Consider the following 25,467-nt stretch of genomic DNA (forward strand, 5'->3'; position numbering starts at 1 on the left):
GGGGAAACGGGATCAGCTGCGGACGGGCGGCTCAGCCGCCCGGATTCTCCATCCGACCGGCGACGACGCTCTCCGCGATCGCCGAGGTCTCCGCGTCGGTCAGCCGGTGCGTGCCCTGCGCCGTCGCGGTCATCACCACCGGGTAGATCCGGCGGGTCAGGTCGGGGCCACCGGTAGCCGTGTCGTCGTCGGCGGCGTCGTAGAGCGCCTCCACCGCCAACCGCACCGCGTCGTCGACGGACAGCCCGGTCCGGAACCGCTTCTTCAACGCCGACTTGGCGAACAGCGAACCCGAGCCGATCGCGTCGTAGCCAGTCTCCTCGTACGGGCCGCCGGTGACGTCGAAACTGAAGATCCGCCCGGCCCGCGCCGGATCGGCCGCCGCCAGGTCGAACCCGGCGAACAGCGGAATCACCGCCAGCCCCTGCATCGCCGCGCCCAGGTTGCCCCGGATCATCGAGGCGAGGCGGTTTGCCTTGCCGTCGAGCGAGAGCATCGCGCCCTCGATCTTCTCGTAGTGCTCCAGCTCCACCTGGAACAGCCGCATCAACTCGATGCCGATGCCGGCGGCGCCGGCGATGCCCACCAGCGAGTACGCGTCGGCGGGGTGCACCTTCTCGATGTCCCGCTGGGCGATCAGATTGCCCATGGTGGCCCGCCGGTCACCGGCCATCACGACACCGCCGGCCGCGGCGATCGCCACGATCGTGGTCGCGTGCGGAGCCAGATCGGCGGCCATGCCCGGGGGCAGCGCCCGTCGGCCGGGCAGCATCTCGGGGGCCACCTTGCTCAGGAATGCCGTGAAGGAGGACGTCCCCGCGTTGGTGAACACATCTGGAAGACGCCCGGATGGATCAAAACCCGCTGCCACGTGGTTCCTCTCAGGTACGTGACGGCCCTGGCCAGCCTCGTCGGACTGTCACGGAACTGGCCAAGACCACCGTTGCAGTTGAAGCAGAGTATCCCGCGTACCCACCCGGTGCGATGATCGTGGTCCACATGTTCCGGATCGGGGTCACCGCAGACCGCGCAGACACCGCCCTGCTCGGCCAGGAGCTGGTCGAACTCCCGCTGCCCGATGCCGTACCGCCGCCGCAGGTGATACTCGCGGGTGCCGCCGTAGAGCCGTTGGGCGGTCTCCTTGCCGCGTGCGTTGTGACAGGGCTTGCAGTAACTGTGCCGGCCACTGGCCTTGCGAGTCGTGCTCGGGAACTCGCCCAACGGCTTGATCTGCTCGCAGTCCGGGCACCACTTCAGACCCTGGCCCACCGGAGTCGCCGACATCCGTGCGGGGGCGATGCCACGCTTGCGGCGACTGGCCTCCGAGCGGGCTCTCGCACAAACCTTGCAGTAGTAGGCACGACCGTCGACTCGGCGACTGTTGCGGTGAAACTCGGTGAGGGGCAGCGTTCGTCGACACTGTGGGCATGTCTTGTCCGACCTGACGGGCAAATCGGACATATGCCTCATTGACCCCCTTTCTGGACATAGCCCCTCACGAACTCTTCGGCGTTTTCCTCGAGGACGGAGTCGATCTCGTCGAGCAGGTCGTCGACGTCCTCGGTGATCTCGGCGTGCCGCTCGGCGACCTCCGGGTTCGCCTCGACGGTGACGTCCTCGACCTCTTCGCCCTGACGGGCCTTGCCCGACTGCGACTGACCGCCGCTGTCACGAGTGGCCATCGTTGCCTCCTCCACGATCTCCCTGCGATGAACTTACCTCGCGGGAGCGACGAAACGTCCCCCGCGCGCCGGTACCGGTGCGCGGGGGACGAACAGCTGATGGACGGGGACCGGTGGGTCAGCCGCCGGTCAGGGTCTCCAGCAGATCCTTGGCGCTGGCACAGCGGTCGAACAACTCCCCGACGTGCCGCCGGGTGCCCCGCTCCGGCTCCATCATCGGCACCCGTACCAGCGACTCCCGGCCGACGTCGAAGATCACCGAGTCCCAGCTGGCGGCGACCACCTCGGAGGCGTACTGGGCCAGGCAGCGGCCACGGAAGTACGCCCGGGTGTCCTCCGGCGGCTCCGTCATCGCCGTACGGCTCTCCTCGTCGCTGAGCAGCGTCCTCATCGACCCGCGGGAGACCAACCGGTGGTAGAGGCCCTTCTCCGGGCGTACGTCGGAGTACTGCAGGTCGACCAGTTGGAGCTTGTGTGAGCCCCAGCCGAGCTGCTCCCGCTCCCGGTAGCCCTCCAGCAGCCGCAGCTTCGCCACCCAGTCCAGCTCGTCGGCGCAGAGCATCACGTCGCGCCCCAGCCGGTCGAGCACGTTCTCCCACCGGTCCAGCACGTCAGCGGTCTGCTCGTCGACGTCGTTGCCGTAGCGGTCGTCGACGAACGCGCGCACCCGCTCCAGGTAGGCCCACTGCACGTCCATGGCCGTCAGGCGACGCCCGTCGCGCAGCCGCATCAGGTGCGTCAGCGACGGGTCGTGACTGACCGCGCGTAGCTCGCCGACCGGGTCGGCGATGCCGAGATCCGGGCCGAGCGCCTTCTCCTCGATCATCGTGAGGATCAACGCGGTGGTGCCCACCTTGAGGTAGGTGGAGATCTCCGAGAGGTTCGCGTCGCCGATGATGACGTGCAGGCGGCGGTACTTGTCCGCGTCGGCGTGCGGTTCGTCGCGGGTGTTGATGATCGGCCGTTTGAGGGTGGTCTCGAGGCCGACCTCGACCTCGAAGAAGTCGGCGCGTTGGGAGATTTGGAAGCCGCTCTGGCCACCGTCCTGGCCGATGCCGACGCGGCCGGCACCGCAGACGATCTGCCGCGTGACGAAGAACGGCGTCAGGTACGCCACGATGTCGGCGAACGGCGTCTGCCGGCGCATGAGGTAGTTCTCGTGCGCGCCGTAGCTGGCGCCCTTGTTGTCGGTGTTGTTCTTGTAGAGGTGGATCGGTGCGGCACCGGGGATCGTGGCGGCCCGCCGGGCCGCCTCCGCCATCACCCGCTCTCCCGCCTTGTCCCAGCGGACCACGTCGCGGGGGTTGGTGACCTCGGGGGTGGAGTACTCCGGGTGCGCGTGGTCGACGTAGAGCCGGGCGCCGTTGGTCAGGATCACGTTGGCCAGGCCGAGGTCCTCGTCGGCGAGCGCCTCGGCCGGGTCGTAGGCCGCGCCGGAGTAGGTGAACCCGCGGGCGTCCCGCAGCGGTGACTCCTCCTCGTAGTCCCAGCGGGCCCGGCCGCCGCGGTTCAGCTCCGGTCGGGCGCCGTAGGCGTTGACCACCTGGGAGGAGGTGACCATCGGGTTGGCGCCGGCCTGACCGGGCACGGAGATGCCGTACTCGACCTCGGTGCCCATGATTCGTCTAACGCTCATCGACCTACCCGCTTCGTTTGCCTGACCGGTCCCCGTCATGTCGAGCGTAGTCGCCACGTCGCCAACCGGGGGCGTGGCGGTCGTGCGGCGTACCGCTGGGTCGCGTCGGTCAGGCCGGGGGTTCGTCGACGAGCATCACCTCGACGGTGGCCCGGTCACGCAGTTCCGGGGCGTCCCGCAGCAGCCTGTTGACCCGGACCTGGGCACCGTCGGTGGTGACCACCAGCCGGATGTCGCCCAGAGTCCGTTGCAGCATCTGCGAGGTTCGCTCCGGTTCGACGAAGGCCATGTGGTAGATCCCGGCTTCGGTCTGCGCGGTCGTGCCCTGCATGGTGGCAACGCAGATGTTGGCCAGGTAGGCACGGTACGGGCTGCGGTCGAGGATCAGCGTGGTGACGCCGTCGACCGGTGGATACCGCCGCAGGGCCCGGTCGCACACGACGGGGACGCGCGTGGGCTGGTCGACCTGCTGGTGCGCCCAGCGCTGCGCCCAGGTCGGGTTGTCGACGACGAGCAGGCTGCGGTGCCAACCGGTGACACCGACGAGCAGCACGGTGGCGGCGACGACGGCGACGGCGGTGAGGCCGGCCGTGGCGGTGCGCAGCGGGCGGTTGCGACGTGGGATCGGCAGTAGCCGTACCACGGCGGCGGTGCCGGCGATCAGCAGCACCGTGGTGAGGTGGCCGGCCTTGTTGAAGTAGTAGCCGGGTTCACCGCCGAGGCTGACGCTGGCCTGCCCGATGCCCAGGACGAGGGCGAGGCTGACCAGCAGGATGAACAGCCAGCGTCGCCAGGCCGGGTCGTCGCGTCCGGACCGTACGGCGTGCACCAGCAGCGCCGGTACGACGAGGGCGCCCAGGCCGCCGAGGGCGAGCCAGGTCTCGGTGAGGTCGGGTCCGACGGTGGCGGTGAGTGCCTCGGTCTGGTTGGCGCGGAACACGCCGAGCAGGATCGGCACCGGGGTGAGGACGGCGGTGGCCGTGCCGATGGCCAGCACGGCGCGGCGGGCCCGCAGCACCTCACGACGGCGGGCGAGCAGGGCCCCCAGCACCATGACGGCGGCGGCGGGGAGGAACAGGTAGTAGGTGTAGCCGATGCCGACGAGCAGGGCACCGAGCAGCAGCAGGTGTTCGCGGAGGGCGGCGACCGGCCGGGCGACGAGCGCTGCGAGGGCGATGGTGAGGGTCAGCCCGAGCGTCTCGGTGGGGTATCCCGACAGGAGCATGCGGGGCATCTGGCTGCCGAGGACGAGGGCACATACGACGACGGTGAGCACGCTGCGACTGAGCGGGTGCAGCGGCCCGGGTAGGCGGTGCGCGGCCCAGAGCAGGGTGAGCACGAAGACGCCGAACGTGGCGACGTTCCACCACAGGAACGGCTGCACCGCGCCGGGTCCGGCCGGTGCGACGCCGGGCGGGGTGAGGTGGCCGTCGAGCAGGGCGACCAGCAGGTGCCAGCCCTGCGGGTAGTGGACGAGCAGGGAGAGGAGCTGCTCGCGTACGGCGTCGGGGTCAAGGAAGACGTAGCCGCCGTGTCTGCCGATGACGTCGACGAGGGAGAAGTGCCGGAAGTAGTCCTCGCCCCTGGAGAGGATCGTCAGCCGGCCGAGGGGATCGTCGGCGCGCAGGACGGGCTGCGCGAGATAGCCGACGAGCGCGGCGGTGCCGAGGACGGGGAACAGGTCGTCCCGGCCGGGTCGGGGCAGGGTGGGGTGCCGCCCGGTGGCCAGGGCGATGAGGATGAGGACGGTCAGCGCGGTGCCGGCCACCGGGACAGGTGCCATCCCCCAGGGCCAGACGGCGAAGAGCAGCCCGGCCGCGGTGGTGAGGCCGGCGAGCAGGAGGGTGGCGAGCAGCAGCCGGTCGAGCAGCGTCCGGCCGCCGCGCAGCAGGCTGGCGGTGGCGAGCAGGACTGCCGGGGGCATTGTCCAGCGGGCGTCGACGGCGGTCGCGGCCAACGGCAGCAGCCAGGCCGCGGGTAGCGCGGCCAGCGCGGTGAGCAGGGGTCGGCGACGCCACGCGGCGGGGCTGGCGGTCGGACTCGCGGGGAGCGCCGGGGCTTTTTCGCTCTGCTGGGTGGGCACGACTGTCCTTCTCGGATGGGAAGGTGGCCCCGGAGTCTATCCGCGCGGAGTGGTGCGCGCGCCGCGGGCCGGAGCGCATGCGCGGGGCCCGTGACGGGTGGCGTCACGGGCCCCGGTGGCGCGTACGGTCAGAGGTACTGACCGGTGTTGCTGGCGGTTTCGATGGAGCGGCCGGCCTCGGTGCCCTTGCCGCCGGAGACGAGCGTGCGGATGTAGACGATCCGCTCGCCCTTCTTGCCGGAGATGCGGGCCCAGTCGTCCGGGTTCGTGGTGTTGGGCAGGTCCTCGTTCTCGCGGAACTCGTCGACGCAGGCGTCGAGCAGGTGCTGCAGGCGCAGCCCCTTGCGACCGGAGGTGAGGAACTCCTTGATGGCCATCTTCTTGCCCCGGTCGACGATGTTCTGGATCATCGCGCCGGAGTTGAAGTCCTTGAAGTACAGGACCTCCTTGTCACCGTTGGCGTAGGTGACCTCCAGGAAGCGGTTCTCCTCCGTCTCCGAGTACATCCGCAGCACCACCGCGTCGATCATGGCGGCGACGGTGGCCTGGGCGTCGCTGCCGTGCTCGGCCAGGTCGTCGGCGTGCAGCGGCAGGCCGGGGAGGATGTACTTGGAGAAAATGTCCTTGGCCGCCTCGGCGTCCGGACGCTCGATCTTGATCTTCACGTCGAGTCGTCCCGGCCGCAGGATCGCCGGGTCGATCATGTCTTCCCGGTTGGAGGCGCCGATGACGATGACGTTCTCCAGCCCTTCGACGCCGTCGATCTCGCTGAGCAACTGCGGCACGATGGTGTTCTCCACGTCGGAGGAGACACCGGAGCCGCGGGTGCGGAAGACCGAGTCCATCTCGTCGAAGAAAACGATGACCGGCGTGCCTTCACCGGCCTTCTCACGGGCGCGCTGGAAGATCAGCCGGATGTGCCGCTCGGTCTCGCCGACGTACTTGTTGAGCAGCTCCGGGCCCTTGATGTTGAGGAAGAAGCTGGTGTGCCGCTCCTTACCCTGCCGCTCGGCGATCTTCTTGGCGAGGGAGTTGGCGACCGCCTTGGCGATGAGGGTCTTACCGCAGCCGGGCGGGCCGTAGAGCAGGATGCCCTTCGGCGGGCGTAGCTGGTGCTCCCGGAACAGGTCGGCGTGCAGGAACGGCAGCTCCACCGCGTCGCGGATCTGCTCGATCTGGGAGTGCAGGCCGCCGATGTCGGTGTAGTCGACGTCCGGCACCTCCTCCAGCACGAGTTCCTCGACCTCGCTCTTGGGAATCCGCTCGTACGCGTACGCCGAGCGAGGTTCGATCATGAGCGAGTCGCCGGCCCGGATCGGACTGCCGATCAGGGTCTCGGCCAGGTGCACGATGCGTTCCTCGTCGGAGTGCGAGACCACGAGCGCCCGGTCACCCGGCGCGCCTTCGGGACCGGCGAGGATCTCCTTGAGCATGACCACCTCGCCGACCCGCTCGTAGCCGAACGCGTCGACGATGTTGAGCGCGTCGTTGAGCAGGACCTCCTGGCCGCGCCGCAGCTCGTCGACGTCGAGCGAGGGCGAGACGGCCACGCGCAGTTTCCGTCCGCCGGTGAAGACGTCGACCGTGCCGTCGTCGTGCCGGGCCAGGAAGACGCCGTAGCCACTTGGGGGTTGAGCGAGCCGGTCGATCTCCTCCTTGAGCGTCACGATCTGCGCGCGAGCTTCCTTGAGGGTGCTCACGAGCCGTTCGTTGTTCTCGGTCAGCCGCGCCAACTGCGCCTGGGTGGCGGCCAGCCGCTCTTCGAGCTGCCGGACGTGTCGGGGGCTCTCGGTCAACTTGCGCCGCACCAGAGCGAGTTCCTCTTGAAGGAACGCGACCTGCGTGGAGAGATCGTGGGCCTCCTTCTCCCACCGTGCGGCGCGCGAGTCCGCGTCGTCGCTGCGTGCCACGTCCCACCTCCCCGGGGGGCTTGAACGTTCTGACCTAACACTAGCCGCTATGAGCCCGATTCGGTCCTCCGCAACGCGCCCGTCACCGAAGCTTGATCGCCAAGGGTGGGTCGACGGACGGGTACGGGCATTCGGGTACCGTCGAGGGGTGGGACGGGAGAACATGGGGGGTGCACCGGTGGCCGAGGTCGCGACCGATCAGCTGCAGGTCTGGGTCGACCAGGACCTGTGCACGGGCGACGGGCTGTGCGTGCAGTACGCGCCAGAGGTCTTCGAGTTCGACGTCGACGGGTTGGCCTACGTCAAGGGGCCCGACGGTGAGCTGGTGCAGGCACCGGGCGGCCGGGTCGACGTGCCGGAGCACCTGCGCCTCGAGGTGATCGACTCGGCGAAGGAGTGCCCGGGCGAGTGCATCCACGTGGTCCGCGGCAGCGACGGCGTCGAGGTCGCCGGCCCGGAGGCCGACGCCTGACCGTACCGCCCACTACAGCAGCGGGCGGCCGACCACCGACGCGACCAGCCGGGCGAACTCCTCCAACCGGGCGATCTGCCCGGCCCCACCGTCGTCGAGTGTCTTACCGAAGCGCAGCGCGTCGTGGCGCGGCCCGCCGACGTTCTCCTCGCTCGGCGGCGACTCGTCCAGCGAGGTCAGCAGCAGGTAGACGTCGATGCTGTCGACGCGGATCTCGCCGTTGTCGTGGCGGAACAGCCGGCGTCGGCAGCCGACCTCGGTGACCGAGGAAACCGGCACCACCCGCAGCGAGGAGGTCATCGAGCCCGGTGGTCCCTCCCCGGGCGGCACGTCCTCGCCGTGCCAGAGCACCAGGCGGCTGCCGTCGCAGACGACGACCTCCTGCCACACGCCGTTCACCTCGTTGACGAAGCGCTCCAGGGTGAAGCCGAGCACCTTCGCCCCGCGCAGTACCCCGCCGAGCGCCTCCAGGGCGACGTCGGGGTCACGCAGGTAGGCGCGCGCCGCCGATTCGAGGTCGGTGTACGGCGACCAGTCGGGAAAGACCGCCGGCAGGTCGCCGCCGCCGAAGCCGGGACGACTCATGCCCGCCCTCCGCTGCGCTGCGGGCCGACATGAGGCACCAGGACGCAGAGTTGACGATTCGCTCGCTGACGCTCACTCATCGGATCACCTCCGCCGTCACGGCCGGCCTGTCTCCTGCGTCACGTCGGGTGGTGTCTGCCCAGCCGGCGCGTCCTGCGGCACCACGGTCGCCTGCCGGACCGCCTCCGCCTCGCGTAGCGCCTGGCGGCGTTGCGCGTACGCCTCGGTGCCCTTGCTGGGCTTGCGACGCCGTGGCGGAGCGGTGACTCCGGGGGCGAGCTTACGCGCGGAGACCAGGAACGCGGTGTGCGCGATCATCCGGTGGTCGGGGCGGACCGCCAGCCCTTCGGCGTGCCAGTCCCGGACCAGCGACTCCCAGGCGCGCGGCTCGGTCCAGCCGCCGCGCTCGCGCAGCGCCTCCACCAGCTCGGAGAGCTGGGGGGTGGTGGCCACGTAGCCGATGAACACGCCGCCGGGCAGCAGCGCGCGTTCGACCATGTCGAGGTTCTCCCAGGGGGTGAGCATGTCCAGGATGATCCGGTCGAAGCCGGTCTCGCGGCACTCGGCGACGTCACCGACGTGCAGGTGCCAGGCCGGGTGCGGGCCGCGGAAGAACGACTCGACGTTACGTCGGGCGATCTGGGCGAAGTCGTCGCGCAGCTCGTAGGAGTGCAGTTCACCGGCGGCGCCCACCGCGCGCAGCAGTGAGCAGCTCAGCGCTCCGGAACCGGCGCCGGCCTCGAGCACCTTGGCGCCGGGGAAGATGTCGCCCATGGCGACGATCTGGGCGGCGTCCTTGGGGTAGATCACCTGGGCGCCGCGCGGCATGGAGAGCACGTAGTCCGACAGCAGTGGACGCAGGGCCAGGAACGCGGTGCCGCCGCCGGAGGTGGTCGCCACGCTGCCGTCGGGTTGGCCGATCAGCGCGTCGTGCGCCAGGATGCCGCGGTGGGTGTGGAACTCCTTGCCCGGCTCCAGGGTCACCGTGTGCATCCGCCCCTTGGGGTCGGTCAGCTGCACCCGGTCACCGGGCTGGAACGGTCCACGCCGCACGGCGGGTGGCGCCATCTCGTGCTCGGGGAGGTCGCTGGCCGGGTGGGCGGAGTGGGTGACGGTCACGTGTTCATCTTCCGGTGAGGTTCGAGCAGTTGAGCCAGATCCGCGATGTGCAGAACGCCGACGACATCTTCGCCTGCCGTCACTACGTACTGTGCGCCCGGGTGGGCCTGTACGGTCTCCAGCACCCGTTCGCCGTCCGTGTCCACCGGGATGGCCGGCAGGTCGGCGAGGGTGCGGGCGACCGCGTCCACGGCCAGCCAGGGCCGACGGGCCTCCGGGACCGCGGCGGCGGCGGCCGGATCGACCAGGGCCACCGGCCGGCCGGCGGAGTCGGTCACCAGCAGTGCCGCCGCGTGCTGCGGCTCGGTGACCGGGTGTACCGGCGCGGCACGGCGCTGCGCCTCGGCCAGCGGGGTGCCGGAGGGCACGGTGTGTACCGGGCGGGCGAGGGCGGCCAGGTCGACGAGGGGGAGCCGACGGCCGATGCGGGACATCCGGATCGACTGTCCGGCACCGTGCCAGAGGGTGAGGGCGACAAGTGCCGTCAGCGGCAGCGCCAGCAGGCTCAGCACGTCTGCCGCGTAGAGCGCCGCCACCAGCAGCGCGGTGCCGACGGCCAGGACCCGTCCGGCCCAGCCGGCCACCTCGGTGGCTCGGTGCCGGTCCCGGGTCAGCGCCCAGACCACCGCGCGCAGCGCCCGACCGCCGTCCAGCGGTAACCCGGGCAGGATGTTGAACAGCGCGACGATGACGTTGCTCGCGGCGAGTTGGAAGGCGAGTTGGTCGGTCACCGTGCGGTCGGGCAGGGCCAACGTCGCAGCCACGGCGACCGCGCCGAGCACGGCGGAGACGGCCGGCCCGGCCAGCGACACCAGCAGGTCCACCCGGGGAGAGGGTGCGTCGCGGTCCATCTCGGTGTACCCGCCGAGCAGTTCCAGCGTGATGCCGCGCACCCCGATGCCGAAGCGGCGGGCGGTGAGGGCGTGGCCGAGTTCGTGGGCCAGCACCGAGCCGAGCAGCGCGAGGACGAACCCGGCGCCGACGAGGTAGCAGCCGAGCGGGGACAGTTGCAGCCGTTGACCGGCCAGTTCGCCGTACAGGACCGTGATCAGGAGGGCGAGCAGCAGGATCGAGGCGTTCAGGTACAGCGGCACCCCGAGGATTCGGCCCACCCGCATGCCGGGGCGCTGGCCGGCCCGCGGTCGCCTGCGCTGTTCCATCGGGCTGATGCTACGCGGCAGGAGATCACGTACCGGAGCGGCGGCGGTCGGCCTGTCATACCGGTGGCCTAACCTCTGCGGGCATGACGGCGGATCCGGTGATCACTCAGCAGGCCCCGACCCCGACGGAGCTGCCGGCGACGGTGCGGGCCTCGCTGTCGCCGTCGCGGGCGGCGGATTTCAAGACCTGCCCACTGCTCTACCGGTTCCGCAGCATCGACCGGCTACCGGAGCGGCCCAGCGTGGAGCAGGCTCGGGGCACGCTCGTGCACGCGGTGCTGGAGCGGTTGTTCGACCTGCCGCCGGCCGACCGCACCCCGGCATCCGCCGGTGATCTCGTGCCCGGCCAGTGGGACCACCTGGTCACCGAGCAGCCGGAGTTGGCCGGGTTGTTTCCCGACGACGATCCGTCGGCCGTGACGGAGTTCCTCCGCTCGGCGTCGGCCCTGCTGGGTGGCTACTTCGCGGTGGAGGATCCGCGCCGGCTGGAGCCGGCCGAGCGGGAGAGTCTGATCTCCGCCGTGGTCGACGACGAGCTGCTGATCCGCGGCTACCTCGACCGGCTCGACGTGGCTGCCGACGGCGCGCTGCGGGTGGTGGACTACAAGACCGGCGGTGCCCCACGGGAGGCGTTCGAGGCGCGGGCCCTGTTCCAGCTGAAGTTCTACGCCCTGGTGCTGTGGCGCACCCGTGGCGTGGTGCCCCGGGTGCTGCGCCTGCTCTACCTCAAGGACGCCGAGGTGTGCGACTACGCCCCCGACGCCGAGGAACTGGTGCGCTTCGAGCGGACGGTGGTGGCATTGTGGCGGGCGATCGAGCGGGCCACCGCCGCCCGGGATTTCCGGCCCCGACCGAGCCGGCTCTGCGACTGGTGCAGTCACCAGGCCCACTGCCCCAGCTTCGGGGGCACTCCGCCGCCGTTCCCGGAGTCGACGGCGACGCCTGGTCCGATGCGTGACGCACGGTCCTCCCCCACGCCACCCGGTGCCGACGAGTAGCCGCTCTCCTTCCCGGGGATGAGGGACGAGTCACCACGCAAGACGATCTTTCGGCGGCCTGGGCGGTTAGCGTCGAGGCGTGGGCAACACCCTGAGGCAGTGGCTGCGGCGGAATCCAGTGGGCGGCGACGCGCTGCTGGCCGTCGGCCTGGTCCTGGTGGAGGTCGTGTTCACCCTGCTGGCGCCTCGGGAGCTGTGGCCGCGACCGCTGCCGGCAGCGTTCGGTTGGAGTGTGTTGTGTGCGGTGCCGGTCGTGCTGCGCCGGGTGGCGCCGTGGCCGGCGCTGTTGGTCGCGTTGGCGACGCTGCTGCCGTCCTTCGTCATCGAGGTGGCGCCGGCGACGCAGAGTCTCGCCTTCGTGGTGCTCACCTACACGATGGCGGCCTACTTTCCGGTGCGTCCGGCGCTGGCGGCGGCGGTGGTGCTGTGGCTTCCGGTGGCGGTGGTGAACGCCCTGATGCCGCCGGAGGGTGTTCCGCAGGTCAGTTCGGCGTTCCTGATCGCCAACAGCATCCTGGTGGGGATCGTGTCGTTCTCGGTGGGGCGCACGGTGCACGCGCGGCGCTCCTCGACCGAGGCGCTGCGGGAGCGGGCCCGGGTCGCCGAGGCGAACCAGCGGGCGTTGGCCGAGCAGGCGGTCGCGGACGAGCGGCGCCGGATCGCCCGGGAGTTGCACGACGTGGTGGCCCACCACGTGAGCGTGATGGGGGTGCTGGCGACCGGGGTGCGACGGGTGCTGCGCCGCGACCCGGAGGGTGCCGACGAGGCGATGGCCACGATCGAGGAGACCAGCCGGGCGACCCTGCGGGAGCTACGCCGGCTGCTCGACGTGCTGCGTACCGAGGCCGAGCCGGCGGCGGAGTTGGCACCGCAGCCAGGTCTGGCCGGTATCGAGGCGCTCACCGATCAGGTCCGGGAGGCCGGGTTGCCGGTGACGTTGACGGTGACCGGACAGCCGGGGCAACTGGAGGAGGGGGTGGCGCTGACGGTCTACCGGATCGTGCAGGAGGCGCTGACGAACGCCCTCAAGCATGCTGGGACGGCGACCGCGCAGGTGCGGGTGGGCCTCGGTGGCGACGCGGTGGAGGTCGAGGTCACCGACACCGGTCGGGGGCCGTCACCGGACACCGATCGGATCGGGCACGGCCTGGTCGGGATGCGGGAACGGGTCGGCCTCTACGGTGGGATCCTGCGCACCGGCGCGCGAAGCGGCGGCGGCTACCGGGTGTACGCCCGGATTCCGGTCGAGCCGCTACCCGAGGCGAGCCGTCGGTGAGGCGGGCCTGGTGAGCGGTGCAGCAGACAGGGAGGACCAGATGGCCGATGCGACGGGACGTGCCCGACCGGTGCGGATCCTGCTCGCCGACGACCAGCCGCTGCTGCGTACGGGCTTCCGGATGGTCCTCGGCGCGGAGGCCGACCTGGACATCGTCGCGGAGGCCGGCGACGGGGTGGAGGCGGTGGAGCTGTCCCGTCGGTTGCTGCCGGACGTGGTGCTGATGGACATCAGGATGCCGAGGATGGACGGGGTGAGCGCCACCAGGGCGATCGTGGACGCCCGGTTGCCGGTAAGGGTGCTCATCCTGACCACCTTCGACCTGGACGAGTACGTGGTCGGGGCGCTGCGGGCCGGGGCGAGCGGCTTCCTGGCCAAGGACGTGCCGGCCGAGGACCTGGTCACCGCGATCCACACGGTGGCCGCCGGTGACGCGGTGGTGGCACCGCGGATCCTGCGTCGGCTGCTGGACCGGTTCGCCGACATACTGCCGGACCCGTCCGCGACGCCGCCGAAGGCGTTGGGCGCGCTCACCGAGCGGGAGCGGGAGGTGCTCGTGCAGGTCGCCCGCGGCTTGTCGAACGCCGAGATCGCCCGGGCGCTTTCGGTGAGCGAGACCACCATCAAGACGCACGTCGGACACGTGTTGACCAAGCTCGGGTTGCGCGACCGGGTGCAGGCCGTGGTGCTGGCGTACGAGTCGGGTCTGGTCCGACCTGGGGGTTAACGCGGGCGTTGCATCCGTCACCTACCGTGACGGCCTGCGGTGGAAATCGGTTGACCCTCACGCGACGGCAACGTCCAGGATGACCGTGACCGCCGCCGGCAGATGAGCGACAGCTGCCGGAGTCGGGGACAAACCCTGACTCCGGTTGGGGGGTACCCGCAGCCGGAAATCCGCTCCGCCTCCGCCCGGAGTCGGACGGATCCGCGGTGGGCAGCACAGATGATTGACTCGCACCGGTCCAGCGGGGGCGGTGCGAGCTGACGCGACGGAGAGGTACGTGACGTGACCGCTACCACAGGCCAGTCGGCATCGGCCGCAGCCCGGGCGAGCGACGTGTGGAAGGTGTACGGCAGCGGCGAGGCACAGGTCATCGCCCTGCGGGGGGTCAGCGCGGAGTTCGAGCGCGGACGGTTCACGGCGATCATGGGCCCGTCGGGCTCAGGTAAGTCGACGTTGATGCACTGCCTGGCCGGGTTGGACTCGGTGACCCGGGGGACGGTGGCGATCGGCGAGACCACCGTCACCGGGCTCGGTGACGCGGGGCTGACGAAGCTGCGTCGCGACAAGGTCGGCTTCATCTTCCAGCAGTTCAACCTGCTGCCGACGTTGACCGCCAAGGAGAACATCCTGCTTCCGCTGTCGATCGCCGGCCGGAAGCCGGACCCGGCCTGGTTCGACGTCGTGATCGACACGGTGGGCCTGCGGGACCGGTTGGGTCACCGGCCGGCGCAGTTGTCCGGCGGCCAGCAGCAGCGGGTGGCCTGCGCCCGGGCCCTGGTGGCCCGCCCCGAGGTGATCTTCGCGGACGAGCCGACCGGCAACCTCGACTCGCGCTCCGGCGCGGAGGTGCTGAACTTCCTGCGCGACTCGGTACGCCAGCACGGGCAGACCATCGTGATGGTGACCCACGACCCGACGGCCGCCGCGTACGCCGACCGGGTGGTGTTCCTCGCCGACGGGCAGATCGTCTCGGAGCTGATCGAGCCGACCGCGGACACGGTGCTGGACACGATGAAGAAGCTGGACACGCCCGCCGAGGTGGCCGGCTGATGTTCCGGGCAACTGTGAAGAGTCTGCTGGCCCGCAAGGTCCGGCTGATCCTGTCCGGCCTGGCCGTGGTGCTCGGCGTCATGTTCGTCTCCGGCGCCTTCGTCCTCACCGACACGCTGGGCCGTTCCTTCGACTCGCTGTTCGCCGACGCGTACGCCGAGGTCGACGTGAACGTGGCCGCCAAGCCGAAGCTGGAGCTAGGCGAGTTGGAGGGCGAGCAGCTCGCCACCCCGTTCCCGGCCTCCACCGTGGAGACGGTGCGTGCGGTGGACGGGGTGGCCGAGGCCACGGGTGTGGTCGCCGCCGACGGGGCCCGGTTGATCGGCAGCAACGGCAAGGTCGTCACCTCGTTCGGGCCGCCGCAGTTGGGCGGCAACTGGACCGGCGAGAGCGACCTGGTGCGGCTGCGGGAGGGTCGGGCACCGCAGGCCGACGACGAGATCGTGATCAACAAAGGGCTGGCGGACGCCGGCCGGGTGGCGCTCGGTGACCGGGTGGGGGTGCTCACCCTCCAGCCGCGCAAGGATTTCACGATCGTCGGCATCTTCGGTTACAGCGGTGACCGGGACTCCCTCGGCGGCGCCAACGAGGTCATGTTCACCACTCCCGTGGCGCAGCAGCTGATGCTCGGCGAGTCCGACGTGTTCAGCAACGTCGTGGCCACCGCCGCCGACGGGGTCTCCGACGAGCAGCTGCGCGACGCGGTGGCCGCGGCGGTCGGCGACGGCTACGTGGTCAAGACCGGTGAGCAGCTTTCCGCCGACGCCGCCGCCGGCCTGAAGGAGGGGCTGTCCTTCTTCAACCGGATCCTGCTCGGCTTCGCCGCGGTGGCCCTGCTGGTCGGCACGTTCCTGATCCTCAACACCTTCTCGATCATCGTGGCGCAGCGCACCCGGGAACTGGCGTTGCTGCGGGCGGTCGGTGCCAGCGGCAAGCAGATCATCGGTTCGGTGGTGCTGGAGGCGATCGCCGTCGGGCTGATCGCCTCGGTGTTCGGCCTGGCCGCCGGCATCGGCATCGGCGCGCTGCTGGCGTACCTGTTCGGTAACCTCGCCGGCGGGCTGGCCCTGGCTGGGGTCGGGGTACCGGCGTCGGCGGTGATCGGCGCATTCGGTGTCGGCCTGGTGATCACCGTGTTGGCGGCGCTGCTGCCGGCACTGCGAGCCGCGCGGATCCCACCGATCGCGGCGATGCAGGACGTGGCGACGCCGGATCGGCCGTTGACCAAGGTGACCGTCGGCGGTGCGCTGGTCACCGCGATCGGCGCCACCCTGCTCTTCCTCGGTCTGGGCGGGCACGCCGGTGACAGCACGCTGGCCACCATCCTCGGTGGCGTGCTGTTCACCTTCATCGGGGTGGCCCTGCTGACGCCGCTGATCAGTCGTCCGGTGGTGGCGGCACTGGGCACGGTCTTCTCCGGCTGGGTGCCGGGCAAGCTGGGCCGGCTCAACTCCGGTCGCAACCCGCGCCGCACCGCGATCACCGCAGCCGCGCTGATGGTGGGCATCGCCCTGGTCACCGGCATCACGGTGATCCTGGACTCGGCCAAGAGCAGCATCAGCGGGCTGGCACAGGACAGCATCAGCGCCGAGCTGGTGATCGCCGGGGCACAGTCCGGTCCGCGCCCGCCGACGTTCGACCCGGCGGTGCTGGACGAGGCGAAGGCCATCCCCGGGGTCCGCCTCGTCGACGGCGAGTACGGCGACATGGCGCTTGTCGGCGGCGAGCGTACCTGGGTCGGTGCCAGCAGCGAACCGAGCGCGCTGGTGGAGATGTTCGGCCTCACCGCCACCGCCGGGGACATCGGGCGGCTCGGGCCGGGCCAGATGTTGATCAGCTCGGACGCGGCGGAGTCACGGGGTCTGTCGGTCGGCTCCACCGTGCCGGTGCAGCTGGCCCGGGGCGACGAACGCAGCTACACGGTCACCGGCATCTACCAGAGCACCCCGCTGTTCGGCGGCGTGACGTTGCCCGCCGAGGCGGCGCGTGACTTCGCCATCCCGCAGCCCATCCAGGGTTACATCCAGCTGGAGTCGGGGGTCCGGGCGGCCGACGTGCTGCCCCGGGTGGAGGCGCTGCTGACGGACAGTCCGGAGGTCTCGGTGGCCGACCGCGACGCGTTCATCGAACAGCAGGCCGGGCAGCTCGACGGGCTGCTGCAGATGATCCAGATCCTGCTGGCGCTGGCCATCGTGATCGCGGTGCTCGGCATCGTCAACACCCTCGCCCTGTCGGTGCTGGAGCGGACCCGGGAGCTGGGTCTGCTGCGTGCCATCGGCCTGCGCCGGTCGCAGACCATGGGGATGATCACCGTCGAGGCGGTGGTGATCTCGGTGTTCGGCGCGCTGCTCGGCGTGGTGGTCGGCGCCGGCCTGGGTGCCGCGGTGGTGGAGGCCCTGCGCGACGAGGGAATCACCAGGCTGGTGCTGCCGTGGGGCCAGATGGGTGTCTTCCTCGGGCTGGCCGCGATCATCGGCGTGATCGCGGCGGCGCTGCCGGCGATCCGGGCCGCCCGGATCAACGTGCTGGGCGCCATCGCGCACGACTGAGCCGCCGACCCGAAGGGCCCCTGTCACCGGATCCGGTGACAGGGGCCCTTCGCGCTGCGCGCCCGGCAGACCAGCCGGGCGGTGGGCGGTGTCAGGCGGAGGCTCGACGCAGCAGCCCCGCCAGCAGTTCCAGGTCCGCCAGCAGCAGGCTCTCGAGCTGGTGTACGCCGTCGGCCGGTGCCAGCGGCACCTCGGCGGGCACGGCCAGTACCGCCGCCCCGGCGGCGACCGCGCTGGCCACCCCGGTCGCCGAGTCCTCGATCGCCACGCACCTGTCGATGGGCACCCCGAGCAGCCGGGCGGCCGTCAGGTACGGCTCCGGATGCGGCTTGGTCGAGTCGACCTCGTCGCCGCAGACCACCACGTCGAAGCTGTCCCGGCCGAGGGTGTCCAGGGCGATCTCGACCAGGGCCCGCCCGCTGGAGGTGACCAGCGCCGTCGGGATCCGCGCCCGCCGGACCGCGCCGAGCAGCGCCAGTGCCCCCGGCCGCCACCGCAGGCCGGTACGGAACAGCTCCAGGATCCGCGTGTTGATCCATTCCGCGCTGGTCTGCGGATCCCGGTGCGGCTGCCCCAGGTCGTCGTGCAGGATCCGCATCGAGTCGGCCATGCCCGTGCCGACGATCGCCCGCCGGGCGTCGGCGGACAGCGTGCCGCCGTACTGCTGCGCCAGTTCGGCCAGGGCGACGTCCCACAACCGCTCGCTGTCGACCAGGGTGCCGTCCATGTCGAAGAGCACGGCGGCCGGATGGATGCTGCTCACCGGATCCTCCTCGGGCTCGGGTAACCGGTGAATCCTGTCAGCCGAGGGTGGTCCGGCGCCCGCCGCAGTGACCTTTCTCAACCGAGGTCGCAGGCGGTCAGGGACCGTTCGTAGCCACGGAAGAACGCCTCGGTCCGCTGCTCAGGGGTGCCGTGGGAGCCCTCGGCGAACCACGGCTGACCCGAGTCGTCGCCGACGGCCAGCAAGCCGTCGTTGAACTCGTCGAGGTCACCCTCCTCCAGGGTGAGCCGGCCGGCCCGTACCGAGTCGCCGAGGAACGCCCCGGCCATGCAGTCGGCCTGTAGTTCCTGCTGGATGGTGAAGTTGTACCGGATGCCCAGCCGGGTCTGGATGCCGTGCGCGTACTCGTGGCCGAGCAGGTAGAACACGAACGCGTCGCCGATCTGCCGGAAGGCGCCGAACGACCAGTTGATGTCGTACGCGATGTAGTCGTCGATGGTGCAGTAGACCGCGTTGTTGCGGGGCACCTCCTGCCCGCCGCAGGAAACCTCACCGTCACGCTGGTACGGGATGACCTGCCGGATCGGCCGGAAGGACTGCTCCGACGCCTCGAACTGGTCGGCCCAGTACAGCTCGGCGAGCCGCTGCGCGTCGGCCGCGTCCTGCCGGAACTCCTCTACCGTGTCGGTGCCGTCGGCGCGGGTCACCTCCGCCGTCGGTTCGGCCGGTTCCCGCTGCCCGCTCGGGTCCGCCGGCCCGCCCACCGGCTCCACCATGCAGGCGGCCGCCGCCACCAGCGCCACCGCCAGGCCGGCGAGTCTGCCCCGGCGTAGCCCTCGCCCACCTGCCGCCACCGCGCTCCTCCCGCCTCCACGCCGCCGGTGCTGTACCCCGACGGTACGACCGTCACGCCCGTTGCCGTCAGGTACGCCGCACCGCCCCGTCCGGTTCAGAGCGACCGGCGATAGGACTGGCGGAGCTGCGGCGCTATTGCCGGTCGCTCTCAGTTGCGCGTATTTCGTCCGCCCGCTCGGCCGGTCGGAGAAAGACGGCCTAGGGTGCGGAGGTCCGTGTCCGGAACCGACGTCCGGCTCCGACGTACCCGGTGAACCGACACGCGATGGTGGCGGGTGGGAGAGGGAGACACCGTGAAATACATGATCATGCTGTACGGCTCGCAGCGGGACTACGACGCGATGGCCGGGCATGGCTCCGACCGGCCGGCGATGTCGGCCGAGCAGGTGGCCGCGATGCACGCGCACATGGGCAAGGTGCACCAGGACCTCGCCGACGCCGGTGAACTGGTGGACGCCCAGGGGCTCACCGCGCCGGTGCACGCCCGTCGGGTCCAGGTGCGCGACGGCGCGACGATGGTCACCGACGGGCCGTACCCGGAGACGCAGGAGGTTCTCGCCGGGTACACGGTGGTCGAGTGCGCCAGCTTCGACCGGGCAGCCGAGATCGCCGCGATGCTTGTCAACCCGGACAACCCCGGTGAGTACGTCGACATCCGTCCGATCGCCGAGGGTATCGACGACCTCGTCTGATGGGTGATCCGGCCGTCGAGGATCTGCTGCGCCGGCTGGCGCCGCAGGTCCTCGGCGCGCTCGTACGCCGCTACGGGCACTTCGACACCGCCGAGGACGCCACCCAGGAGGCGCTGATCGCGGCGGCCACCGGCTGGCCCCGCGACGGCGTACCAGCGAACCCTCGGGGCTGGCTGATCACGGTGGCATCGCGGCGGCTCACCGACCTGCTCCGGGCCGAGCAGGCGCGACGGCAGCGGGAGGACGTCGTCGGCCGGCGCGTGGTGGCCGAATGGCGGCTACCACCGTCGGGTGGCCGGATCGCGGACTCCGACGACACCCTGATCCTGCTGTTCCTGTGCTGCCACCCGTCGCTGTCCCCGGCCACTCAGATCGCGTTGACCCTCCGGGCGGTCGGCGGGTTGAGCACGGCCGAGGTGGCGCGGGCGTTCCTGGTGCCGGAGCAGACCATGACCCGGCGTATCAGCCGGGGCAAGCAGCGCATCCGCGACAGCGGCCTGCGCTTCGCGATGCCCGACCCGGCCGAACTCCCGACGCGCCTCACGGTCGTGCTCCGGGTGCTCTACCTGGTCTTCAACGAGGGGTACGCGAGCACGTCCGGACCCGGGCTGCTCCGCGCCGACCTGTGCGCCGAGGCGATCCGGCTGACCTGGCTGCTGCGTCGGACAATGCCCGACGCCGCCGAGGTGACCGGTCTGCTGGCGCTGCTGCTGCTCACCGACGCCCGCGCACCGGCGCGCACCGACGCGCACGGCGAACTGGTGCCGATGGCCGAACAGGACCGTTCCCGCTGGCGTGCCGATCAGATTGCCGAGGGCACGGCGCTGGTGGTCGAGGCGCTGCGCCGGGGGCGTCCCGGGCCGTACCAGGTCCAGGCCGCCATCGCCGCCCTGCACGACGAGGCACCCGGCCCGGACCAGACGGACTGGCCGCAGATCGCGATGCTGTACGAGGTGCTGACGGCGATGGACGCCAGTCCCCTGGTCGCGCTGAACCGTGCGGTCGCGGTGGCGATGACTGACGGTCCCGACGCGGGGCTGGCGCTTGTCGAGAAGGTGGCCGCCGACGGTCGGCTGGCCCGGGACGCGAGGCTGCCCGCCGTACGTGCGCATCTGCTGGAGCGCCGCGGCGACCTGGCGGCGGCCCGCGCCGAGTATCGGACGGCCGCCGCGCAGGCCACGAACCTGGCGCAGCAGCGTTACCTCAACGCTCGCGCCGACCGCCTCACCGACGGCTGAACGAATGTGAGGCAGTCAGCTGAAGATGGTGTGGTGGTGCGGTCAGGGCCGGTTGCCCGCCCAGAGATCGGTCGGACCCGACCACGTACGGCGGTCAGCAACGGGGGCGTGACGTCAGCGACGTCACGCCCCCGTTCACCGGTGCCGCCTCAGCAGGTGTTGAGCATGGTGTTCAAAGCCGACTTCTCCGCGCTGTTCACGGTGAGGCCGTAGTACCACTTCACCTGGATCCACGCCCGGGCGTAGGTGCAGTGGAAGGCCGCCCGCGGCGGCTTCCAGGCGGCCGGATCCTTGTCACCCTTCGACGAGTTGACGGTGCCGGTGACCGCCCACAGTTCCGGCCCACCCAGGTCGTTGGCGTAGGTCTGACGCCGCGAGGTGGTCCAGGCCCAGGCGCCCGAACGCCACGCCTCGGCCAGCGGCACCACGTGGTCGATGGAGATGTCGGCGGGGTTGGTGCGGGTCACGCCGTCGTACGGGCTGTACCAGGACCCGGACGTCGGATAGCAGCTGGAGTTCACCACCACGTTGCTGCCGTCCCGCTTGAGCACCTGCTCCCGGGTGTTGCAGGCTCCGGTGATCGTGATCCAGTGCGGGAACAGGTCACGGCTGTAGCTGGACTGGTGGGACTCGGATGCGACGGTGAGCGAGTTGAGCCGGCTGACCGCCGTGCTGTACGAGGGGATGTTGGGCGGAGTGGCATGGGCGGCCGACGGCACGAGTACGACCGACAGGACGACGGCGATCACCGAGACGACGGCGACCTTGCGTAGGTGAGCCACGGGGCGACTCCTGACTGTCTCCTGCGGCGGCGGGTGGGGGAACCCGACTTGGGGGCGCGGCAGGCGACATCAGGATTCTCGCAAACATCTCGATCAATAAATGTCATCGCGCCACAAGCGCTGTGAACGCCACGTGAAGACCAGCCCCGACGTTCTGGCGCGACGCTACGCCGAGCGGCCCGGACGGACCCGGTCGGTCTGGTACGCCCACATCGCGATCTCCACCCGGTTACGGACGCCGAGCTTGACCATCAGGCTGGCGATGTGGGTCTTCACGGTGCTGAGGCTGATGTGCAGTTCCTCGGCGATCTCGGTGTTGGTGCGACCCCGCGCCACGGCGAGCAGCACCTCCTCCTCCCGCAGCGTGAGCGCGTCGACCGGCTGTGCTGGCGGCGCGGCCGGACCAGCGTCGGCGAAGGCCCGGAGCAGCCGCGTGGCGATGTTCGGCGCGATGAGCGCGTCACCGGCGGCGGCGGCCCGCACGGCCTGGGTGAGCAGGGCCGTGCCGGCGTCCTTGAGCAGGAAACCACGCGCTCCCGCGCGGAGCGCGGCGTAGACGTACTCGTCGAGGTCGAACGTGGTGATCACGACCACCGCCAAGGGGTCGGCCACGGCCGGCCCGGCGAGGCGCCGGGTGGCCTCGATGCCGTCCACACCGGGCATCCGGATGTCGAACAGGCACACGTCCGGACGTAACCGCCGGGCGAGTTCGACGGCTCGGTTACCGTCGCCCGCCTCGCCCACCACCTCGATGTCCGGCTGGGCGTCGAGGATCATCGTCAGTCCGGTACGGACGATCTCCTGGTCGTCGGCGACGATCACGCGGATGGCCACCCCACGATTGAACACGGCCGGCGACCCGGCCCAAAGTACGGCCGGCTTCCCCGTCCATCGGCCGAGACGACACCGGCCCGCACGGCGATGAGTATCGCTCGCCACATCGTCAGGATCGACCTCAGAGAATGCGGCCGGATCCCTTCTCCGCTGAACCGCAGCCGGCGTCCGTCCGAGGTCGGGCGGGCCCGGAGCGCGGACGTCTGGGGTACTGGTCGCCGCGAGAAGGGACTCACCGCTGTGCCGTCTTCCGCCAGGTCGACCTGGCTCATCCCGACCGGTCTGCTGGTGCTCAGCGCCGTGCCGGTGATCGCCGGGGGCTTCCGGCTGGCCGAGTTCGCCGGCGGCGCCCAGGTGCTGCCCGACAGTGACCGGATCACCTCGGCCCCGCTGCCCGTGATCGCCCACATCGTCGCGGTCACCGTGTTCAGCGTCCTCGGCGCCTTCCAGTTCGCGCCACGGTTCCGTCGCCTGCACCGGCGCTGGCACCGGGTGGCCGGCCGGGTTCTGGTTCCCTGTGGGCTGCTCACCGCGCTGAGCGGCCTGTGGCTGACGCTGTTCCTGCCACGGGGGCCGCTCGACAGTGACGTGTTGGTCGCCGTCCGGGTGGTGGTCAGCGTCGCGATGGCCGCGTCGATCGTGCTCGGCTTCGTGGCGGTTCGACGCCGCGACTTCACCCGGCACCGGGCCTGGATGATCCGCGGCTACGCCATCGGGATGGGTGCGGGTACCCAGTTCTTCACCCAGATGGCCTGGCTCGCCGCCGTGGGTCCGCTCACGACCTCGGGCCGGACCGGGACGATGACCGCCGCCTGGCTGATCAACGTGGCGCTGGCGGAATGGATCATCCGACGGGCCGGCGGCACCGTCGGAAAGCGTCCGGCGGTCCGGGGACGCCGCGCGCCACAGGACAAGGCGATTCCGGTGTGAGATCTCCGGACGGGCGGAGCAGCCGCGGCAGGTACGCCGCCTCGTCACGGGCGAGCGCGGCAACGACCCGGCGGTCCTCGCCGGTCAGCGGCCTAGCCTCGTTGGCGAGAGCCCGGGTCAGGGAGGTCAGCGTGGCGACCGTCGGTCCCGGCGAGCGTGCTCGTCGATCCGCTGCCGCAGGGTGTCGGCGAACCCCTCGGCCGTGGCCAGTTGCTCGCGGAGCGCGTCGACCCGGGTGGTGGCGAGGGTGTGGAACATGGCGAGCCGGTCGAGCAGGGCGGCACGTTCCGCACCGACGGCGGCGGGCAGCGCGTCGAGGAGGCCGAGCAGGTCGCGCATCTCGTCGAGGGTGAACCCGAGAGGCTTCATCCGTTTGACCACCGCGAGGCGGTCCAGGTCGGGTTCGGTGTAGAGGCGGAAGCCGCCGTCGGTGCGCGCCGACGGGACGATCAGCCCGACCTGTTCGTAATGCCGGATGGTGCGGATGCTCAGGCCGACCCGCTCGGCGGCCTCGCCGATCTGCATGAGACGGCCCGCCGCCGAGCCGCTGACGGGTCGCGGCCCGGCGTCGCGGTCGGTACGAGGCATCAGTGACCCGCGCCGAGGGTGCCGGCGAGGGTGCCGTGGATGGCGGCGCTGGGCTTGTTCAGTTCGACGATCTCGACGGTCTTGCCCCGTGCCGCGTACTTGGTGGTGACGGCGTCGAGGGCGGCGACCGATGAGGCGTCCCACACGTGGGCACGGCTCATGTCGATGATCACCTTGTCCGGGTCACCGGCGTAGTCGAACTGGTAGACCAGGTCGTTGCTGGAGGCGAAGAAGAGTTCGCCGTGCACGGAGTAGATGCGGGTGCCGCCGTCGGGGTCGAGCACGCTGGTGACCTCGACGAGATGGGCGACCCGGCGGGCGAAGACGACCATGGCGGTGAGCACCCCGGCGACGACGCCGATGGCGAGGTTGTGGGTGGCCAGGGTGGTGGCGACGGTGGTGACCATGACCAGGGTCTCGCCCAGCGGCATGCGCTTGAGCGTGGCGGGGGCGACGGAGTGCCAGTCGAAGGTGGAGACCGCGACGATGATCATGACGGCGACGAGGGCGGCCATCGGGATGGTGGCGACCACGTCGCCGAGCGCCACGACCAGGATGAGCAGGAAGGCGCCGGCCAGGAAGGTCGACAGGCGGGTCCGGGCGCCGGACGCCTTCACGTTGATCATCGTCTGGCCGATCATGGCGCAGCCGCCCATGCCGCCGAAGAAGCCGGTGACGATGTTCGCCACCCCCTGCCCCCAGGACTCGCGGGTCTTGTTGGAGTGGGTGTCGGTGATGTCGTCGACCAGCTTCGCGGTCATCAACGACTCCATCAACCCGACCAGCGCGATCCCCACCGCGTAGGGGGCGATCAGTGCCAGGGTGTCCATGGTCCAGGGGATCTGCGGCAGACCGAGGGTGGGCAGGCTGTTGGGTAGTTCGCCCTGGTCACCGACGGTCGGCACGGTCACCGCGGCGGCCACCGTGATCACGGTGAGCACGACGATGGCGACCAGCGGTGCGGGAACGGCCCGGGTGAGGCGGGGCAGCCCGACCATGATCACCAGGGCGAGGGCGACGAGCGGGTAGACCAGCCACGGCACCCCGAGCAGATACGGCACCTGCGCGGCGAAGATCAGGATGGCCAGGGCGTTGACGAAACCGACCATCACGCTGCGTGGGATGAACCGCATCAGCCGCGCCACCCCGAGGACGGCCAGCAGCACCTGGATCAGCCCGCCCAGGATCACCGCCGCGATCAGGTAGTCGAGCCCGTGCTCCTTCGCGAGAGGCGCGACCACCAGGGCGATCGCGCCGGTCGCCGCGCTGATCATCGCCGGCCGGCCGCCGCAGATCGAGATGACCACGGCCATCGTGAACGAGGCGAACAGCCCGACCCGCGGATCCACCCCGGCCAGGATCGAGAAGCTGATCGCCTCCGGGATCAACGCCAGGGCCACCACCAGCCCGGCGAGGACCTCGGTCCGGAACACCTTCGGCGACAACCACGACGGGCGGGACAGACGCGGCCGGGCGACCGCGGACAACATCGAAGACATACAGCCGTTTCCACTCAGGGGTGTACGCGCCGAGCGCACACCCGATGCCGCTCCCCCGGGCCGGGAACGACGTGATCT

Annotated in this window: 24 protein-coding genes; 9 read left to right on the forward strand and 15 right to left on the reverse strand. The window is 70.8% G+C overall.

Features of this window, described 5'->3' with window-relative positions; translation table 11 throughout:
* Nucleotides 1-31 precede the first annotated feature (31 nt).
* From prcB to arc, 6 genes are all read right to left on the reverse strand, one after another.
* Complete coding sequence (prcB, locus tag KBX00_RS03155) at nucleotides 32-871, reverse strand: proteasome subunit beta (RefSeq protein WP_210823064.1); 840 nt, start codon at nucleotides 869-871, stop codon at nucleotides 32-34.
* Nucleotides 790-1,269 carry an endonuclease VII domain-containing protein gene (locus KBX00_RS03160; protein ID WP_307867993.1) on the reverse strand — a complete coding sequence of 160 codons (480 nt, stop codon included), beginning with the start codon at nucleotides 1,267-1,269 and terminating at the stop codon, nucleotides 790-792. The genes prcB and KBX00_RS03160 overlap by 82 nt, the downstream gene beginning before the upstream one ends.
* Nucleotides 1,270-1,466: 197 nt before the next feature.
* Nucleotides 1,467-1,682 (reverse strand): ubiquitin-like protein Pup, encoded by a 216-nt coding sequence (locus KBX00_RS03165; protein WP_164446970.1) that lies wholly within the window; start codon nucleotides 1,680-1,682, stop codon nucleotides 1,467-1,469.
* A 118-nt stretch (nucleotides 1,683-1,800) separates the two neighbouring features.
* On the reverse strand, nucleotides 1,801-3,318 hold the full coding sequence (dop, locus tag KBX00_RS03170) for a depupylase/deamidase Dop (protein WP_374225240.1): 1,518 nt from the start codon (nucleotides 3,316-3,318) through the stop codon (nucleotides 1,801-1,803).
* Nucleotides 3,319-3,427: 109 nt separating this feature from the next.
* Entirely contained in the window at nucleotides 3,428-5,401 is a 1,974-nt protein-coding gene (locus tag KBX00_RS03175) for a hypothetical protein (protein WP_210823068.1), read from the reverse strand.
* Between the two features lie 128 nt (nucleotides 5,402-5,529).
* The gene (gene arc / locus KBX00_RS03180) at nucleotides 5,530-7,311 is read right to left on the reverse strand and encodes a proteasome ATPase (protein WP_210823078.1); all 1,782 of its coding nucleotides are present in this window, start codon (nucleotides 7,309-7,311) and stop codon (nucleotides 5,530-5,532) included.
* 178 nt (nucleotides 7,312-7,489) lie between these two features.
* Between arc and KBX00_RS03185 the strand changes: the two genes are divergently transcribed.
* The gene (locus KBX00_RS03185) at nucleotides 7,490-7,783 is read left to right on the forward strand and encodes a ferredoxin (RefSeq protein ID WP_210823585.1); all 294 of its coding nucleotides are present in this window, start codon (nucleotides 7,490-7,492) and stop codon (nucleotides 7,781-7,783) included.
* A 12-nt stretch (nucleotides 7,784-7,795) separates the two neighbouring features.
* Here KBX00_RS03185 and KBX00_RS03190 read toward each other — a convergent pair whose 3' ends face one another.
* From KBX00_RS03190 to KBX00_RS03200, 3 genes are all read right to left on the reverse strand, one after another.
* Nucleotides 7,796-8,368: a hypothetical protein gene (locus tag KBX00_RS03190; protein ID WP_210823080.1), complete on the reverse strand. Its 573-nt coding sequence runs from the start codon at nucleotides 8,366-8,368 to the stop codon at nucleotides 7,796-7,798.
* A gap of 96 nt (nucleotides 8,369-8,464) precedes the next feature.
* Nucleotides 8,465-9,436: a tRNA (adenine-N1)-methyltransferase gene (locus KBX00_RS03195; RefSeq protein WP_210823587.1), complete on the reverse strand. Its 972-nt coding sequence runs from the start codon at nucleotides 9,434-9,436 to the stop codon at nucleotides 8,465-8,467.
* 47 nt (nucleotides 9,437-9,483) lie between these two features.
* On the reverse strand, nucleotides 9,484-10,647 hold the full coding sequence (locus KBX00_RS03200) for a M50 family metallopeptidase (protein WP_210823082.1): 1,164 nt from the start codon (nucleotides 10,645-10,647) through the stop codon (nucleotides 9,484-9,486).
* A gap of 83 nt (nucleotides 10,648-10,730) precedes the next feature.
* Between KBX00_RS03200 and KBX00_RS03205 the strand changes: the two genes are divergently transcribed.
* The 5 genes from KBX00_RS03205 to KBX00_RS03225 all read left to right on the forward strand — a co-directional run bounded on the left by KBX00_RS03205 (nucleotide 10,731) and on the right by KBX00_RS03225 (nucleotide 17,247).
* Nucleotides 10,731-11,645, forward strand: coding sequence for a PD-(D/E)XK nuclease family protein (locus KBX00_RS03205; protein ID WP_210823084.1), 915 nt, complete (start codon nucleotides 10,731-10,733; stop codon nucleotides 11,643-11,645).
* A 79-nt stretch (nucleotides 11,646-11,724) separates the two neighbouring features.
* Entirely contained in the window at nucleotides 11,725-12,921 is a 1,197-nt protein-coding gene (locus KBX00_RS03210; protein ID WP_210823086.1) for a sensor histidine kinase, read from the forward strand.
* Between the two features lie 40 nt (nucleotides 12,922-12,961).
* Nucleotides 12,962-13,648, forward strand: coding sequence for a response regulator transcription factor (locus tag KBX00_RS03215; protein ID WP_210823088.1), 687 nt, complete (start codon nucleotides 12,962-12,964; stop codon nucleotides 13,646-13,648).
* A 282-nt stretch (nucleotides 13,649-13,930) separates the two neighbouring features.
* Nucleotides 13,931-14,698: an ABC transporter ATP-binding protein gene (locus tag KBX00_RS03220; RefSeq protein WP_210823090.1), complete on the forward strand. Its 768-nt coding sequence runs from the start codon at nucleotides 13,931-13,933 to the stop codon at nucleotides 14,696-14,698.
* On the forward strand, nucleotides 14,698-17,247 hold the full coding sequence (locus tag KBX00_RS03225) for an ABC transporter permease (RefSeq protein ID WP_210823092.1): 2,550 nt from the start codon (nucleotides 14,698-14,700) through the stop codon (nucleotides 17,245-17,247). Before KBX00_RS03220 ends, KBX00_RS03225 begins: the two co-directional genes overlap by 1 nt.
* A gap of 91 nt (nucleotides 17,248-17,338) precedes the next feature.
* Here the strand turns inward: KBX00_RS03225 and KBX00_RS03230 are convergent, their stop codons facing one another.
* Nucleotides 17,339-17,986, reverse strand: coding sequence for an HAD family phosphatase (locus KBX00_RS03230; protein ID WP_210823589.1), 648 nt, complete (start codon nucleotides 17,984-17,986; stop codon nucleotides 17,339-17,341).
* 101 nt (nucleotides 17,987-18,087) lie between these two features.
* Nucleotides 18,088-19,179, reverse strand: a complete 1,092-nt coding sequence (locus KBX00_RS03235; RefSeq protein WP_301547257.1) for a neutral zinc metallopeptidase — start codon at nucleotides 19,177-19,179, stop codon at nucleotides 18,088-18,090.
* Between KBX00_RS03235 and KBX00_RS03240 the strand changes: the two genes are divergently transcribed.
* Together KBX00_RS03240 and KBX00_RS03245 are read left to right on the forward strand one after the other, a co-directional pair.
* The gene (locus KBX00_RS03240) at nucleotides 19,129-19,518 is read left to right on the forward strand and encodes a YciI family protein (RefSeq protein WP_301547258.1); all 390 of its coding nucleotides are present in this window, start codon (nucleotides 19,129-19,131) and stop codon (nucleotides 19,516-19,518) included. The genes KBX00_RS03235 and KBX00_RS03240 overlap by 51 nt on opposite strands.
* Entirely contained in the window at nucleotides 19,518-20,756 is a 1,239-nt protein-coding gene (locus KBX00_RS03245) for an RNA polymerase sigma factor (RefSeq protein ID WP_210823096.1), read from the forward strand. The genes KBX00_RS03240 and KBX00_RS03245 overlap by 1 nt, the downstream gene beginning before the upstream one ends.
* Before the next feature lie 149 nt (nucleotides 20,757-20,905).
* On the opposite strand, the gene KBX00_RS03250 is transcribed toward KBX00_RS03245, so the two are convergent.
* Nucleotides 20,906-21,538 carry an HNH endonuclease family protein gene (locus KBX00_RS03250; RefSeq protein WP_210823098.1) on the reverse strand — a complete coding sequence of 211 codons (633 nt, stop codon included), beginning with the start codon at nucleotides 21,536-21,538 and terminating at the stop codon, nucleotides 20,906-20,908.
* A 165-nt stretch (nucleotides 21,539-21,703) separates the two neighbouring features.
* Nucleotides 21,704-22,372, reverse strand: a complete 669-nt coding sequence (locus KBX00_RS03255) for a response regulator (protein WP_210823100.1) — start codon at nucleotides 22,370-22,372, stop codon at nucleotides 21,704-21,706.
* A 240-nt stretch (nucleotides 22,373-22,612) separates the two neighbouring features.
* Here KBX00_RS03255 and KBX00_RS03260 point away from each other — a divergent pair, with 240 nt between their 5' ends.
* Nucleotides 22,613-23,302 (forward strand): DUF2306 domain-containing protein, encoded by a 690-nt coding sequence (locus KBX00_RS03260; RefSeq protein WP_307867995.1) that lies wholly within the window; start codon nucleotides 22,613-22,615, stop codon nucleotides 23,300-23,302.
* A gap of 126 nt (nucleotides 23,303-23,428) precedes the next feature.
* Here the strand turns inward: KBX00_RS03260 and KBX00_RS03265 are convergent, their stop codons facing one another.
* Both KBX00_RS03265 and KBX00_RS03270 read right to left on the reverse strand, forming a co-directional pair.
* The gene (locus tag KBX00_RS03265; RefSeq protein WP_210823104.1) at nucleotides 23,429-23,890 is read right to left on the reverse strand and encodes a MerR family transcriptional regulator; all 462 of its coding nucleotides are present in this window, start codon (nucleotides 23,888-23,890) and stop codon (nucleotides 23,429-23,431) included.
* Nucleotides 23,890-25,389, reverse strand: a complete 1,500-nt coding sequence (locus KBX00_RS03270; protein ID WP_210823106.1) for a SulP family inorganic anion transporter — start codon at nucleotides 25,387-25,389, stop codon at nucleotides 23,890-23,892. Before KBX00_RS03270 ends, KBX00_RS03265 begins: the two co-directional genes overlap by 1 nt.
* Between the last annotated feature and the right edge of the window lie 78 nt (nucleotides 25,390-25,467).

It is taken from the genome of Micromonospora sp. C95 (assembly GCF_018070465.1).
Classification (GTDB): Bacteria; Actinomycetota; Actinomycetes; order Mycobacteriales; family Micromonosporaceae; genus Micromonospora.